A 14,244-nucleotide genomic window follows, 5' to 3' on the forward strand; every position below is an offset into this window, starting at 1 on the left:
ATTGGAGAGATCATCGTGCTGTCAGAAAAAGAAGAGCAAATCATCATTTCACACATCTCAAGTGAAGCAAGCAAAAAGAATAAGGACAATATATCGAGAACGAATGCCTATAAACGTTTTTATGACCGTCACCCAGAAATCAAATGGTCACTGCTTGCTTCATTTGTATCCAGAAATGCTGGGTGGTCTATGACCGATTTAAAAGGGGAGTTGTTTCACCCTGGGCTTACAGACAATGATGGTCATCTGTTCTTTACGGCTTACGAACGAGCTAACTGGCTCATATTCTCAGATGCTTATCCTCAACTCTTATTGTATGAGTGGTCAAAGTTGTGTGGAAAACCACTGTTTCATTTGCTCTCTTTTTTTCGTGTGTCGCGCTTTATGAGAATAGAATGGGAAAGATTCTGGCTTGAGCGCGAGACAGAACGATTGCTATATGCTCTCATTATAAATGAACAATATACTATACAATCCCCTATTATACAAAATCCTTTACTGAAAAAGAATGTTTTTCACTCGATTCAGTATCTTTTTAGTGAATGGGGCCATTTCGACACAGTCGTTTTTCCAACGATAGACGGTAGATTGTATGGCTTATCCATTAAGCGATTTTCCCATGTGAAAGAGCGAATTATACTCGGTAAAAAACTTGCTCAACTTTTATTTCGTGCTGATTTATTTTCAGATTTTTACTATTTTTTAAATACTGTTCCGCATACCGGCTCCAGATTTGATTTTGAAAGGCATCTCGGCATTGTGAAAAGGACAACTCCGTTTTTAAGAACGGTTTATCCAGTGATGACACATTCATTAGACGATCAAAAAGAGGATTGGTTTCAGGAGAAAATAAAGGAAGGTCTTTTTGAGGCAGAACAGTTACCAAAACAAATTGACGTAAAAGAGTGGTACTTTCATAAAAAAAGGCAGCTTCGATTTCTTTTTTCATTAGAACACTATATAAAGCATAAATAAAAAGCAGGGAGGACCTGCTTTTTTAAGTGGAGGGGCGATTTGGACCACCAAGTTTTTTATCAAGCTGATCTGTGCTGTTTTCTTTATTTTTTGGCTTTTGCTCATTTTGTGTCGGTTTTTTCTTCATGGACTCTACCTCCTTCAAACTTAGAATTTACACAATGGGACGCAATCATACAAAGAAGGACAAACATGTGTCGAAAGTGGCATAATATCGTTCTTATTCACTTAGATTGGCGATTTGCTTCTAGTTTTGTCATGTGTGAAGGAGGAGGCAAGAGAAAAGAGAATGTAACGAGAGATGACAAAGGGGGGAATCTGATGATGAGTGAATATGTATCAAAAGAATCCATTATGCAATTGCTCGAGGAAATTGAACATAAAATTGAAGCAGTAGAACAGCAGTTAGCATTATCGGTAGAAAAAACAACGTCAAATTTAATAAGTGAGGAACAAAAGATGGTGGACCGCCTTGAATCGGATGTGAAAGAATGTCAAACGCGAGCTTTTGCAGATGAATATCGGCATACATTGCGGGCGAGACCAGCATATCATACAGGTTAATCATCATTGATTGAGCGAATAGCTAACCTCTGGTAGGATGTTTATAGAGGTGAATTACTGTGAAGATAGAAATAGAGACATTACTTGAACAGACAGAATGGTTATTAACGTTAACAGATGAAGCATATACCCGATTTCAAAAAGGGAAAGAGGAGGAAGTATATCCTGCCTTCGATTTTTACACTGACATTCAGCCCGCTGTAGAACGATTAGAGACACATATGACCGATTGGCTTCAGACTGCTTCTTTATTTGTGAAAGATAGAAAGCCGAAATATTTACATCAAGAACAATTGAAGGCGGTAGAGGAAAATTTGAAAGAGGTTGTCTTGCAATCATATTTTGGAAAGCTCCAGCCTACCCGTGTGAAAAATTTAGTGGAGTCTGTCACATATACACTCAATCTTTTAATAGAAGAAGTGAAGAATGAAAAGCGCAGCTAAATGAGGCATGCGCTTTTTTCTTGTTATATGAGTAGGCACAACTTATGTATTGCATCATAATATGACAGTGAAGAATGTTTTGTTAAAAACGGAGAGGAGCGAAAAAAGATGTTCCCTTATTCTAATCGATATCCATATGAGATGAATCAATTTCAGCAAGGACCATTTTCGTATCCAGATGTGCACCAAGCTTCTGATCATCAAACGCCTCCTTATCCAGCGATGAATCAGCAACAGCCTTTTCAATACCAACAGCAATATGGATACACGCCAGATATGCAGGCCATTCAGCAGCCTGAATCGTTGCAGCCACCCATCCAGCCGCCAGGGATGTTTCCACCTCAGGCAATGAATCCATATCCATTGCCTAGACCACAGAAACAACAGCCATCTCAATTTAAAAGTGTGCTGTCACAATTTAAAAAGACGAACGGACAGTATGACTTCAATAAAATGTTCGATACAGCTGGACAGATGATGAGCACCATGAATCAGGTTGGTTCTTTAGCGAAAGGTTTTACGAGTATTTTTAAAGCATAATGAACCCCAATAGAAAAGCCATACAGGATGGCTTTTCTATTGGGGTTGTTGCTTTGGAGCTGAAACTAGAAGCGATTTTTGTTTCCAAGCACTTTTCATCTTTGTTTCGTCTATTTTGGCCGGCATTAAAATGGTTTTGGTGAAACTAGAATATGTCGAGGATGTTTCAGTTTTTATTTTTTCTTGTACAGATAAATGAAGATATTGAGACTTCACTTCAAGTGCGATATCGCCTTCAATAAAGTGATCAGGGAATCGAATCTCAATATAGATGTTCCCCTCATCTTCTGTCACATTTGTCACGATAGAAGCCAAAGAATGAGAAGTGGTCATAAGCTCTTCAGCACTGTTTAATATCTCGTGAAATGGAGATGAAGCAAAAAAATGCTCAATCGCTTCATATAGAAAGTCTTCATTTGCAAGAAGTTCATATTTTTTTTCTTCTTCCGATTTCATACGTATCACCTCTTCTTCAATAACCTATGCAAAAGAGGCTCAGGCGGTTATCAATTGAAGGAAGGAAAAAATTATGATTAAATAGTGATGAATGAAAGGAAAGTGTACAAACCTATTGCTTGACACTGACTAGGGAACTAGAAGCAAAAGCTTGAAGGGAGCAAATGAACATTGCTGAAAAAATTATTCGGTTTCGGAAAAAACCAGGAGAATGTAAAAGAAGAGGCCATTTACTCTCCTGTTGATGGAGAAATGATGGATATGACAGACGTACCAGATCCAGTTTTTTCACAAAAGATGATGGGAGATGGGGTGGCTGTTAAACCAAGCAATGGCACAATTGTTTCACCAGCAGAAGGTGAGATTATTCAGCTTTTCCACACGAAACACGCGATTGGTATTCGAACACTCTCTGGGCTTGAGCTTCTCATTCATATCGGACTTGAAACGGTTGGATTAAATGGTGAGGGCTTTGAGGCACATGTGAAAGAAGGGGATAAAGTAAAGATTGGTGATCCTCTCATTACATGTGATCTGGAGCTAATTGAAGAGAAGGCAACAAGTACAGTTACACCCATTGTCATCATGAACGGTGATCTATTGGAAAGTATAAAAAAAGAACCAAAAGGTACTGTTGCAAAGAGTACTTCAAAACTTTTTTCAATAAAGGTGAAATAAAGTTACATTTTTTTTAAAAAAAAGACTGTCGAGTGAATCTTGACAGTCTTTCTGTTACCAAGAGGACAGTTTCTTTATTTATCTTTTATTGAAACCCAGCCTTTACTTGTTTCCAAAACTGACCATAAACCATTAGGGATACGGTAGGTGTCTTTTTTGCTTAATTGAATGACTGTTTCAATTTCATCCTCGCGTCCTTCTTTTACTTTAACAGCCCAATCGGGATCAACTAAAAGTTCACGTGCCATTGCGATAAGCGGGATGCCATTTTTGTATGCATTTAAAGCATCTTGAGGTGTAATGACTTGACCCACTCCAATCAATGGTAGCTGATTTCCACAACGTTCTGCGAGTAATGCCATGCGTGTTTTATTTGTATCTGCACCACGTCTTGCTTTGGCATCAATCTCCATCAATGAGACATGCAAGTAATCTAGACCCTTTTCTTTGAGTGCATCAACAAGTTTAAACGTTTCAGCCATTGTGAGACCCGGTGTTTCTGGCTCTTCAGGTGAAAGACGATATCCGAAGATAAAAGGCTCTGAGGCATGTTCTGTGATGGCTTCTTTCACTGCATCTACAACAGCAATAGGGAAGGTTAGGCGTTTTTCATCGGTGCCGCCCCATTTATCTGTTCGTTGGTTGGAGTGAGGAGAGTAGAATTGCTGCAATAAATAACCGTTTGCTCCATGGATTTCGACCCCATCAAAACCTGCTTCAATGGCACGTCTAGTCGCATCTTTAAAGGAATGAATGATGTGAATAATTTCTTCTTCAGTCAGTGCGCGTGCTACTTTTTCACCGTCTTTGTACACATCACTTGGCGCGACTACATCTCCATTTGGAATAAGTACAGGAATCGCCTGTGATCCGCCGTGATGAATTTGTACGATTGCTTTTGTCCCTTTTGTTTGTATCGCAGTAGCGAGTTTTTTTAAACCTGGCATGTCATAATCCCTTGCTATGGATGGCTGACCAGAAAAAGCCTTGCCATCCGGTGTTACGTTAGCACAAGCGGTGATCACCATTCCCATTTCACTAGAACGTGCTGTAATAAAATCAATTTCTTCATCAGAGGTGGTTCCATCGTCATTTGAGCCGAAATGCGTCATCGGCGCCACAACAATTCGGCCATTGATTGTCACACCCCCTGGAAAGGTAAATGGTTCAAATAATGGCTCAAAATCTTTTTTCATACGATTTCCTTCTTTCTTGAAATGTTTTCATAACTGAAGTGTAATTGATATGGTGACATGCATACAAAGGATCTGCTCAGAAAAAACACATCAAAAATTGCCGCCTAGTCATGCAAACAAATATTCGGTACATTAGAATTAAGAGGTGGAACGTAATGAAAAGGAAAACAATGACTGATCTTATAGAGGAATTAAAAGCAGATGAACAAGTTGTACATTGGCATGATATAAATAAGAAAGCCGCACAGACATCGCCAATTCCGCAGCAGGTCGAAAAACCACGTTAGAAAAAAGGGGTGTGAGTGAGCTCTATATTCATCAAAAAGAAGCCTATGAGTGTAGGGTTGGGGCATTAGAAAGCATTTATATGTAATAATCTCCAGCTATCCTGTGTTTGTTAATTCGTCATGGCTTTATTCTGAAATGAAACCCACAAAAAGTGGGTTTCATACAGTAATTGATAGAAAAACCAAAGTAAAACTACAAGAAAGTAGAGAGAGGTTCATTCTTTAAAACAAGAAAGAACTTAGAAGGGACTCGGGATGAAATCATTTTAATCTTCTTTTGTTTCTGAAATTGATCAGTATAAAATAGTGAGAGAGAAGCTCATGAGATTCCGGAGGCTTCAGCTAAATATTCAATCAGATGCAGGGCACGCATAGAATCGGAGAGTCCTTCACGTTCTATACCAAGTTTCATCTGCAATAGGCAACCTGGATTGGTTGTGATAACAACGGTTGCGTTTGTAGCTTTTGTATGCTTCATTTTTTCATCAAGAATCTGCATGGAAGCCTCATAATTTACGATATTATAAATACCTGCTGACCCGCAGCACATATTTGCTTGCTCCATTTCGATAAATTGTATTCCAGGGATACTATTCAATAATTCCAAAGGTTCTTGATTTACTTTCTGAACATTGGTCATATGACAGGAGTGCTGATAGGTCACCCTTTCGCCATAGCGGGGCTGTAAATCTGGCAAACCACCGCAAGCGACAAGTACCTGGCTTATATCTCTTGATTTAGCAGAGAAAGTAGCAGCTTTTTCGGCCCACTCTTTGTCATTCGAAAGTAAATGTCCGTACTCATAAAGCTGGGCGCCGCACCCTCCTGCATTATTAACGATAAAATCGGCATTTATTTGTTCAAATGCGAGAATGTTTTGCTTTGCTAGGTGACGTGCTTCGTCCATTTCTCCAGTATGAGCTTGTAGTGCTCCGCAGCAGGTTTGTTTCGGAACCACCACAACATCACAGCCTACTTCTGAAAGTAACTTGATAGATAGTTGATTGATAGTGTGGAACATAGAGTCCATAATACAGCCAGTAAAAAAGGCAACAGTATATTTTGCTTTCAGCTTTGCCTTCACTTCGGTTGATGCTCGACTACGCTCTATAGGGGAAATAGGAGTAGGAATAATCGACTCAAATTCGCCTAAGTTATATGGGGTATTTTTCATAATACCAGACGCCCGAGCTGCTTTTTGCAATCCACTTTTTTTGTATAGCCAGATAGAATGACCAGCTACATTCATCATCTTTTTGTTCGGGATTACTTTTTTTAGCATCACTTTTCGCAATAGACGTACTGGTATGGAAAATTTTTTGCGTTTTACAATTGCTGCACGCGCCGCTTCTAGGATCGAACCATATTCTACACCTGTGGGACAAGCTGTCTCACACGCTCGGCAGCCCAAACATAAATTGAGTGGTTCTTCAAGAACGGATAAATCTGTAATCTTTCCTTCACCAACCATCTTTACTAGATTAATCCGCCCACGAGGTGAGTGAGTTTCTGTACCAAAAGTGACATATGTTGGGCATACAGGTAAACAATACCCACACTGAACACAATTTTTTGTTTTGTCATACTGAAGTTCTTCTCTTAATTCGTTAAGTGATACCGTCATGTCATCTCAACTCCAATTTTTGTCCCGGCTCAGGAAATATTTTACCAGGATTCATAATATTGTTCGGGTCCCATGCTTTTTTTATTCGTTTCATCATATCAAGTCCAGCTGCACCGAGTTCCATTTCCATAAACGGTGCTTTCATCGTTCCAATCCCATGCTCACCTGAAAGTGTCCCACCAAGCTCTACAGCAGCCGTAAAAATTTCTGAAACAGCTTGTTCAACACGAATCATTTCTTCCTGATCTGTTTTATCACAAATAATATTCGGATGAAGATTACCATCACCAGCATGACCAAATACAACAAGGTGAATACCGTATTTATCACGTATGTTCAGTAATCTTTCACACATTTCAGGTATTTTACTTCGAGGGACGGTAGCATCCTCAGAGATTTTAGTTGGCTTAATCCGCGCGATGGCTGGTGATACAAGCTTACGAGCTTTCCAAAGCTCTGTTTCCTCGGCTTTATTCTTTGGAATTGTTACTTCTCTCGCCCCTACAGTACGGCATAATACAGCCGCTTGTTCCATTTCTTCTTTCAGAGACAGCGGATGGCCGTCAAGTTCAATTAATATAAGTGCTGCTGCGTCAGTTGGTAAACCAAGGGGTTCAAAATTCTCGACTGCCACAATAGAAGACTGATCCATTAGCTCCATTTTAGATGGGAAAATACCGGAAGAAAGAATTTTGGAAATGGCACTTCCAGCATCAACAAGGTTATCAAAAATGGCCATGATGGTCCCACTGGCCTGTGGTTTAGGAATGAGTCTCAATATTGCTTTTGTTATAATACCAAGTGTTCCTTCTGAACCCACAATGAGTTTCGTTAAATCGTAACCGGTAACATTTTTAACTGTTTTACCGCCGGTTTTGATAATTTCTCCTTCCGGGGTAATGATTTCAAGGCCAATGACATAATCTTTTGTCACGCCGTACTTCAGTCCTCTTGGGCCACCAGAGTTTTCTGCTAAATTACCAGCAATCGTAGAAACGTGAGAACTGCTTGGATCCGGTGGATACATTAGTCCTTTTTGTTCAGCAGCCTTATGAATGTCTGATGTCAATACACCTGGAGAAACAATGGCAATAAGATCTTCTGTATGAATCTCAAGCAAATCGTTCATAATAGATAAATCTAAGACAATTCCTCCTTTAACAGGAAGAGGTCCTCCACTTAGGCTAGTTGCCTGACCTCGTGGGCAAATAGGGATCTTTTCACAATTAGCAAACTTCACAAGTGAGGCGATTTCGTCTACGCTTTTAGTCTGAATGACGATATCGGGTAAATAGGTTCCAAACGAACCGTCGAATGAATAACTAAAACGATCACTTTCATCTATAAGTATTCTCCCCGTTTTTATGATTGCTTCGATGTTCTCTATATGCCAATCGGTAACTACTTTCATTTAATCCTCATCCTTTCGTTTTGCTATAAAGTGTAATCTTTTATAAACAAGCTTATTTTCTCTTCTGCATTTCTCAGATGAATCATAGACAGAATTTTAGCTAATTCAGGCTCTTCTGCTTCGATTGCAAGCAAAATATCTCGATGTTCTTTGTAGACAGCTTTCCGCTTAAGTTTTAATTCTATATTTGGACGAAGAGTAATTTGTAATGTTTTTTCATAAAGGGTAGCTAGGTTATTTTGTGTTTGAATCATAATAGGATTTTGTGTAGCTAAAGTAATAGAACTATGAAAATCTATATCTTCCTTTCTAGCAGTTGTAGTATTTTCGATTGATTTCTTTTCCCATTCGTCTAAAATTCTTTTCATGTTTTCAAGTTGTTTTGGCGTGCGTCGGAGGGCAGCTAAGTAAGCAACTTCAGGCTCAAGCACTTTTCTCATTTCAAAGAGATATTTAATATTGTCAATATCATCAGTTTCAATATGAATCCTTTGAAGTAATGTTGAGTTGGTAGATTCTTCTACGTAACTTCCCCCACCTTGACGTGAATAAATGACACCTGCAGCGCGGAGCATGCTTAGCGCTTCTCGGATTGGAACTCTGCTTACTCCAAATTGAGCAGTTAGTTCCATTTCGGTTGGCAGCTTTGAACCTGGAGGAAACTTTCCATTTTCAATCATGGTTAATAATTCACGAGCAATTATCTGTGAAACTTTTTCTTTTTGAGACACGATAACCATCCTCCATTAAATTTTTATTTGTATGATAAATTTTAAATTTTAAATTTACAAAACGCTTATTTATGTATAAAATGATAAACAAACTTACTGAGTTTTGCAATAGTTGTAATACAAATTTGCAAATTACGACAAATCAAGCATTGCTTTCAAAGCTTTCGAACTGAAATGAAAGCACTTACAAATCTGTATTCTAAATTCCGTGGAATACTCCACTTTATATATATTGAGTTCATCATTTCAGGGATCTTAAATTACATGCTTTTATTAATTAGGGGGATGGGTATGAACAATGCAGTTTCGTTAGAAAAGCAAACAACTCGAAAAGTCACTAGACGACTTGTACCATTTTTAATTATTCTCTATATTATTGCGTTCCTTGATAGGGCAAATTTAGGTTATGCTGCTTTAGAAATGAATGATGCATTAGGACTAACAAGTCAGATGTTTGGGATTGCTTCTGGTATCTTCTTTATAAGTTATTTTTTGTGTGAAGTACCAAGTAATATAATGCTAGAGAAGTTCGGAGCAAAAAAATGGATTGCACGAATTCTTATAACTTGGGGGATTGTTGTTGTTCTGACCGGATTCGTTCAAAATGCTACACATTTGTATATCTTACGTTTTACACTCGGTGCATTAGAAGCGGGATTCTTTCCGGGAGTTATTTTGTATTTAACTTATTGGTTTAGAGCAAAAGAGAGAGCAAAAACAATTGCTATGTTTATGACAGCTATTGCTATTTCGTACATTATTGGGGCTCCACTTTCTACATGGATTATGGATAACATCAGCTGGATGGGGTTTGATGGATGGCGTTGGATGTTCATTCTTGAAGGTGTACCGGCTGTTATTTTAGGGATTGTTACGTTATTTTATTTAACGAATAGACCAGAACAAGCGAAATGGCTTTCAAACGAGGAGAAACAGTGGTTAATATCTGAATTGGAGAAAGAAAAAGTAGATAAAGCAAAGGTAGATGCTGATAAAAAACTAGTTGGACACAAACAAACCTTAACTAATCCACGAGTATGGTATCTAGCAATAATTTACTTTATGTTTAACATTGGTATATATGGTGTAGGCTTTTGGCTACCTCAAATTATTAAAGCTCTTTCAGAAGTACTAACTAATGTGCAAATTGGATTACTTACAATGATTCCTTATATCGCAGGCGCCATTGTAATGAATATCTGGTCTCGTCGTTCTGACCGTTCAGGAGAGAGACGTATTCATGCGGCTATTCCGTTGATTGTGGGCTCTTTAGGACTGTTTGCATCTGGAATGACCTCAAATCCGTTTCTTTCAATTGCATTTATGGTTATAGCTGTATCAGGTATGTACAGTTTCTATGGTCCTTTTTGGTCTTTGGCAACTCAATTCTTAAGTACTTCAGCAGCTGCTGTAGGAATTGCTGCAATTAATTCAATTGGAAATTTAAGTGGATTCGTTGGACCTTATGGTATTGGGATGATTCAAGATGCCACAGGAAATGTAAGCGTTGCATTGTTCTTCTTAAGTGGATCTTTGTTAGTAGCTAGCGCTCTGTTGTTTGCAATGCGAAAAAGCCAATTAAAAGTTTCACAAGATAATTCACATATCTCAAAAAATCAATAATCTTTTCGTTTGATTCATGTTTTTATAGTTCAATAGATTTGAAGAAATATTATTACTAAACTCAAAATTGATTACTGATGGGGGAGTTGTTAACAATGTCTTTAATGCCATACACATATTTTATGCCCACACGAGTAGAATGTGGCAACGGAATTTCAAATAAAACAGGAGAAATGATTAGTGAATTAGGGATTAATAGGGTACTGATCGTTACAGATAAAGGTATACGTTCAGCTAATCTTTTAGAAGGGGTTGAGAAGTCACTCCAGGCTGTTAATTTGGAATATGAAATATATGATGAGATAGAGCCAAATCCATCAGATGATACGATTCATAAAGGAACAAACTATCTTAAGCAACATAAAAGTGAGGCTGTATTAGCTGTCGGTGGTGGTAGTAGCATCGATACAGCGAAGGGAATAGCTGCAATGGCTACTAATCCTGGTCATATCTTTGATTATGAAGGGGTAGGAAAAATCAGCATACCTCCTCTTCCTATCATAGCTATTCCCACTACAGCAGGAACAGGAAGCGAGGTAACAGCCTCGACCGTTGTTACGAATAAAGATACATTATTTAAATTGGCAGTAATTAGTCCGAAATTATTTCCAACTTTAGCCATATTAGACCCAGCTCTTACGCTGCATCTCCCACAAGGGATTACAGCAGCAACAGGGATGGATGCGCTAACACACGCGATAGAATCATATACATCTAAGTCTGCTAATCCTGTTAGTCAAGGATATGCTATACAGGCTATAAAAATGATTGGTGAAAATTTAACTAAGACTTATTTTGTTGGAACAGATATAGAAAGCAGGGAAAAAATGCTTGTTGGCTCAATGATAGCAGGAGTGGCATTTTCTCAATCACTTTTGGGAAATGTCCATGCAATATCTCATACGTTTGGTGGAGTTTTTAATATTCCTCACGGTATTGCAAATGCTGCATTACTGCCGTTCGTAATGAAATATAATTTACCAGCGTGTGCAGAACAGTATAAAGATATCGCAATTGCTTTAGGAGTAGATGTTAGCGGATTATCTACTCGATTGGCTGCAGAAAAAGCAATTGAAATTGTTATCCAAATGAATCAGTCGATGAATATCCCTCTTAATATAAAAGATTTGGGTGTTTCACTTGATTATTTACCAAAATTAGTAGCCGATTCGATGAGAAGTGGTAATGTACTAAGAAACCCTAGACTGACAAAGGCTGAAGATATTCACTTGATTATCGAAAAGGCATACTATGGTATGTTAGATGAAATGTAATCTGTAAAAGATTGCAAGTGTCATTACAGACTAGACACCTAAAATTTAAATTTTATATCAGTGATTAAAAGATTATTTATTTAAGGGGGAATTTTTTTGTTAAAAGTCAATTCTTTAGTTGAATTAAAGAAATTAAAAATGTATGTCAATGGTGAATGGACAGCTGCATTAGATGGAAAAACATTTCCAATAACAAACCCATCAAATGGTCAAATGATTGCTCAGGTTCCAAAAGGGGGGCATCAAGAGACAAAGCTGGCGATTGAAGCTGCAGATCATGCGTTTAAATCCTGGTCCAAGTTAACGGCAAATGAACGTGCTAACTATTTACTGAAGTTGCATGATCTGATGCATGAATATCAAGATCAATTAGCGGAAATCATCAGTTTGGAAATGGGGAAACCTTTTACGGAGGCAAAAGGAGAAGTAGCTTTTGCAGCTAGTTATTTACAATGGTTTGCTGAAGAAGGAAGAAGGATTTATGGAGAAACGATTCCTGCTTCTGCTGTTAACAAAAGGTTAATGGTTATCCGCCAGCCTATTGGTGTCGTTGCAGCAATTACACCTTGGAATTTCCCTTTAGCCATGATGACCAGAAAAGTAGGTCCTGCGATGGCAGCTGGATGTACATCTATTGTGAAACCAGCTGGACAATCTCCTATTAGTGCGATTGCATTTGGAAAATTGGTAGAAATGGCAGGAGTGCCAAAAGGAGTTGTAAACATCGTAACAGGTGCTTCAGGCCCAATTTCTGATGAAATTTTTGAAAACCCAACAGTTAGAAAAATTTCATTTACAGGATCTACTGAGGTTGGAAAGTTATTAGTGACCAAGTCGGCTGCACAATTGAAGCGGTTGTCATTGGAACTTGGTGGACATGCACCATTTATTGTTTTTGAAGATGCTGATTTAGAAGCTGCTGCTACAGGTGCGGTTGAAAGTAAATTTAGAAATACAGGGCAAACGTGCGTATGTGCAAATCGAATCTATGTCCAAAGCTCTGTTATAGATAAGTTTTCAGAACTTTTTGTAGAAAAAGTGAAAGCTCTTAAAGTTGGAAATAGTATTGATCCAAGTGTACAAGTTGGACCCCTGGTAAGTCCCGAAGGTTTAGAGAAAGTGGAAGAGCATGTAAATGATGCTGTTTCTAAAGGAGCTCGCATTCTTTATGGCGGACAACGCCTTAAAGGTGAATTGTCTGAGGGGTTGTTTTATGAACCTACCATTTTGGGTGAAGTAAATTCAAACATGCTTATTACGAGTGAGGAAACATTTGGGCCAGTTGCTCCAATTATCCCATTTGAGACAGAAGAAGAAGTTGTTCGATATGCAAATTCCACAGAATATGGTTTAGCTGCGTATTTCTATACAGAAAATATTAGTCGTTCCGTCAGAGTTTCTGAAGCTTTAGAATTCGGAATTATTGGTATGAATGATGCAGTTCCTGCAGTTGCTCAAGCTCCATTTGGAGGAATTAAAGAGAGTGGAATGGGGCGTGAAGGCGGACATCAAGGACTGGACGAATACTTAGAGGAAAAATATATTTCCATGGGTATTAAACAATGAAAAATGTAATTAGTGTAATTAACATTGTAACCTATCAACATAACTCTTAACGTGTTTTTCACGCCTACTGCTGATGCTAACCAAATCATAACAGACCATTGGAACGATGCCTTTGGAGCAGAAGTACAAGTAAATTAATCATGCGATATGATCAATATAATGGAGTCGTTTCAAACAGTACGGATCAGTTGGCAGTAACCGCGGATAAATTAGAGGAATTAATCAGATTTCACCAGCTCAGATCTTAAAAATGAGATGAGCAAACTTCAATAAAAGAAGTCAACTCTTTAATGGATTTTCCGAAAGAATTCTTCTGTTTTCGGATAATAAAGTTCTTTGAGTATAACCGTATTTAAGGTAATAATGATCTTAAATACGGTTTTTTTATGTAAATATGGCAAAAAGAACGAGTAGGCGGACAGAAAAGAAAATTACACGATAAGTGTAGATTTTTATACAAATACAGGAAATATCAGTTCATAGACTTTGCCGAAATTGTCTCACACTCGTTCAAACTTTTGGAAACAACTGTTCAAAGCTGTTCGCAATTGTGTTGTTTGTTTTATACCGTTCTAGAACCAGATGTTTTTTTACAACGAGTGTTCCAGTTTTTCTCTCCGCGCTAATCTCGCCTCGTCCAATGAAGCTCTCTCCATATAATAGAGGCATTACAGCATATCCTTCATTTGCTCTACAGCAACAGGAACAATGCGAGCTACATGTATGTAATAGATGGTGGAAAACCTTTTTGCGCTGTGCTGCTTTCAGCCCCCGTATAATTAACCATGCATTTGCCTCATCGGGATCAAGAAAGCGAAACAAGGCATTTAAAAGAGCTCAGAACGGCTGATTTTGAACACACCAATCTGAGTTATC

16 protein-coding genes are annotated in these 14,244 nt (G+C 38.2%); 9 read left to right on the forward strand and 7 right to left on the reverse strand.

The annotated features are described in order from the left end of the window. Positions 1-18 precede the first annotated feature (18 nt). Complete coding sequence (locus ACQKEZ_RS04300) at positions 19-975, forward strand: DUF2515 domain-containing protein (protein ID WP_427299330.1); 957 nt, start codon at positions 19-21, stop codon at positions 973-975. A 22-nt stretch (positions 976-997) separates the two neighbouring features. Here the strand turns inward: ACQKEZ_RS04300 and sspM are convergent, their stop codons facing one another. Then, positions 998-1,102: an acid-soluble spore protein SspM gene (gene sspM / locus ACQKEZ_RS04305; RefSeq protein WP_427299047.1), complete on the reverse strand. Its 105-nt coding sequence runs from the start codon at positions 1,100-1,102 to the stop codon at positions 998-1,000. A gap of 65 nt (positions 1,103-1,167) precedes the next feature. Here sspM and ACQKEZ_RS04310 point away from each other — a divergent pair, with 65 nt between their 5' ends. The 3 genes from ACQKEZ_RS04310 (at position 1,168) to ACQKEZ_RS04320 (ending at position 2,522) form a co-directional block, all read left to right on the forward strand. Continuing rightward, positions 1,168-1,539, forward strand: a complete 372-nt coding sequence (locus ACQKEZ_RS04310) for a hypothetical protein (protein WP_427299048.1) — start codon at positions 1,168-1,170, stop codon at positions 1,537-1,539. A 59-nt stretch (positions 1,540-1,598) separates the two neighbouring features. Next, complete coding sequence (locus ACQKEZ_RS04315) at positions 1,599-1,982, forward strand: DUF1798 family protein (protein ID WP_427299049.1); 384 nt, start codon at positions 1,599-1,601, stop codon at positions 1,980-1,982. Positions 1,983-2,090: 108 nt separating this feature from the next. Then, the gene (locus ACQKEZ_RS04320; RefSeq protein ID WP_427299050.1) at positions 2,091-2,522 is read left to right on the forward strand and encodes a YppG family protein; all 432 of its coding nucleotides are present in this window, start codon (positions 2,091-2,093) and stop codon (positions 2,520-2,522) included. A 36-nt stretch (positions 2,523-2,558) separates the two neighbouring features. On the opposite strand, the gene ACQKEZ_RS04325 is transcribed toward ACQKEZ_RS04320, so the two are convergent. After that, entirely contained in the window at positions 2,559-2,978 is a 420-nt protein-coding gene (locus ACQKEZ_RS04325) for an Hsp20/alpha crystallin family protein (RefSeq protein ID WP_427299051.1), read from the reverse strand. Positions 2,979-3,149: 171 nt separating this feature from the next. Here ACQKEZ_RS04325 and ACQKEZ_RS04330 point away from each other — a divergent pair, with 171 nt between their 5' ends. After that, complete coding sequence (locus ACQKEZ_RS04330; protein WP_427299052.1) at positions 3,150-3,656, forward strand: PTS sugar transporter subunit IIA; 507 nt, start codon at positions 3,150-3,152, stop codon at positions 3,654-3,656. A 74-nt stretch (positions 3,657-3,730) separates the two neighbouring features. Here ACQKEZ_RS04330 and ACQKEZ_RS04335 read toward each other — a convergent pair whose 3' ends face one another. Beyond that, positions 3,731-4,852 carry an NADH-dependent flavin oxidoreductase gene (locus ACQKEZ_RS04335; protein WP_427299053.1) on the reverse strand — a complete coding sequence of 374 codons (1,122 nt, stop codon included), beginning with the start codon at positions 4,850-4,852 and terminating at the stop codon, positions 3,731-3,733. Positions 4,853-5,007: 155 nt separating this feature from the next. Between ACQKEZ_RS04335 and ACQKEZ_RS04340 the strand changes: the two genes are divergently transcribed. Next, complete coding sequence (locus tag ACQKEZ_RS04340; protein ID WP_427299054.1) at positions 5,008-5,139, forward strand: hypothetical protein; 132 nt, start codon at positions 5,008-5,010, stop codon at positions 5,137-5,139. Positions 5,140-5,458: 319 nt separating this feature from the next. On the opposite strand, the gene ACQKEZ_RS04345 is transcribed toward ACQKEZ_RS04340, so the two are convergent. Genes ACQKEZ_RS04345 through ACQKEZ_RS04355 form a run of 3 tightly spaced genes read right to left on the reverse strand, consistent with a single transcriptional unit; the run spans position 5,459 to position 8,905 of the window. Continuing rightward, positions 5,459-6,763, reverse strand: coding sequence for a (Fe-S)-binding protein (locus tag ACQKEZ_RS04345; RefSeq protein ID WP_427299055.1), 1,305 nt, complete (start codon positions 6,761-6,763; stop codon positions 5,459-5,461). A gap of 1 nt (position 6,764) precedes the next feature. After that, positions 6,765-8,174 carry an FAD-binding oxidoreductase gene (locus ACQKEZ_RS04350; RefSeq protein ID WP_427299056.1) on the reverse strand — a complete coding sequence of 470 codons (1,410 nt, stop codon included), beginning with the start codon at positions 8,172-8,174 and terminating at the stop codon, positions 6,765-6,767. A gap of 23 nt (positions 8,175-8,197) precedes the next feature. Further along, positions 8,198-8,905, reverse strand: a complete 708-nt coding sequence (locus ACQKEZ_RS04355; RefSeq protein WP_427299057.1) for a FadR/GntR family transcriptional regulator — start codon at positions 8,903-8,905, stop codon at positions 8,198-8,200. A 291-nt stretch (positions 8,906-9,196) separates the two neighbouring features. Between ACQKEZ_RS04355 and ACQKEZ_RS04360 the strand changes: the two genes are divergently transcribed. The 3 genes from ACQKEZ_RS04360 (at position 9,197) to ACQKEZ_RS04370 (ending at position 13,368) form a co-directional block, all read left to right on the forward strand. After that, positions 9,197-10,528: an MFS transporter gene (locus ACQKEZ_RS04360; RefSeq protein ID WP_427299058.1), complete on the forward strand. Its 1,332-nt coding sequence runs from the start codon at positions 9,197-9,199 to the stop codon at positions 10,526-10,528. A gap of 95 nt (positions 10,529-10,623) precedes the next feature. After that, positions 10,624-11,802 carry an iron-containing alcohol dehydrogenase gene (locus ACQKEZ_RS04365; RefSeq protein ID WP_427299059.1) on the forward strand — a complete coding sequence of 393 codons (1,179 nt, stop codon included), beginning with the start codon at positions 10,624-10,626 and terminating at the stop codon, positions 11,800-11,802. Positions 11,803-11,940: 138 nt separating this feature from the next. Beyond that, entirely contained in the window at positions 11,941-13,368 is a 1,428-nt protein-coding gene (locus ACQKEZ_RS04370) for an NAD-dependent succinate-semialdehyde dehydrogenase (RefSeq protein ID WP_427299331.1), read from the forward strand. Positions 13,369-13,878: 510 nt separating this feature from the next. Here ACQKEZ_RS04370 and ACQKEZ_RS04375 read toward each other — a convergent pair. Beyond that, a complete protein-coding gene (locus tag ACQKEZ_RS04375) occupies positions 13,879-14,037 on the reverse strand; it encodes a hypothetical protein (RefSeq protein ID WP_427299060.1) in 159 nt (52 codons plus the stop codon). Positions 14,038-14,244: the final 207 nt, after the last annotated feature.

This window comes from Bacillus sp. NPDC077027 (genome assembly GCF_050269555.1).
Lineage (GTDB): Bacteria > Bacillota > Bacilli > Bacillales > Bacillaceae > Bacillus.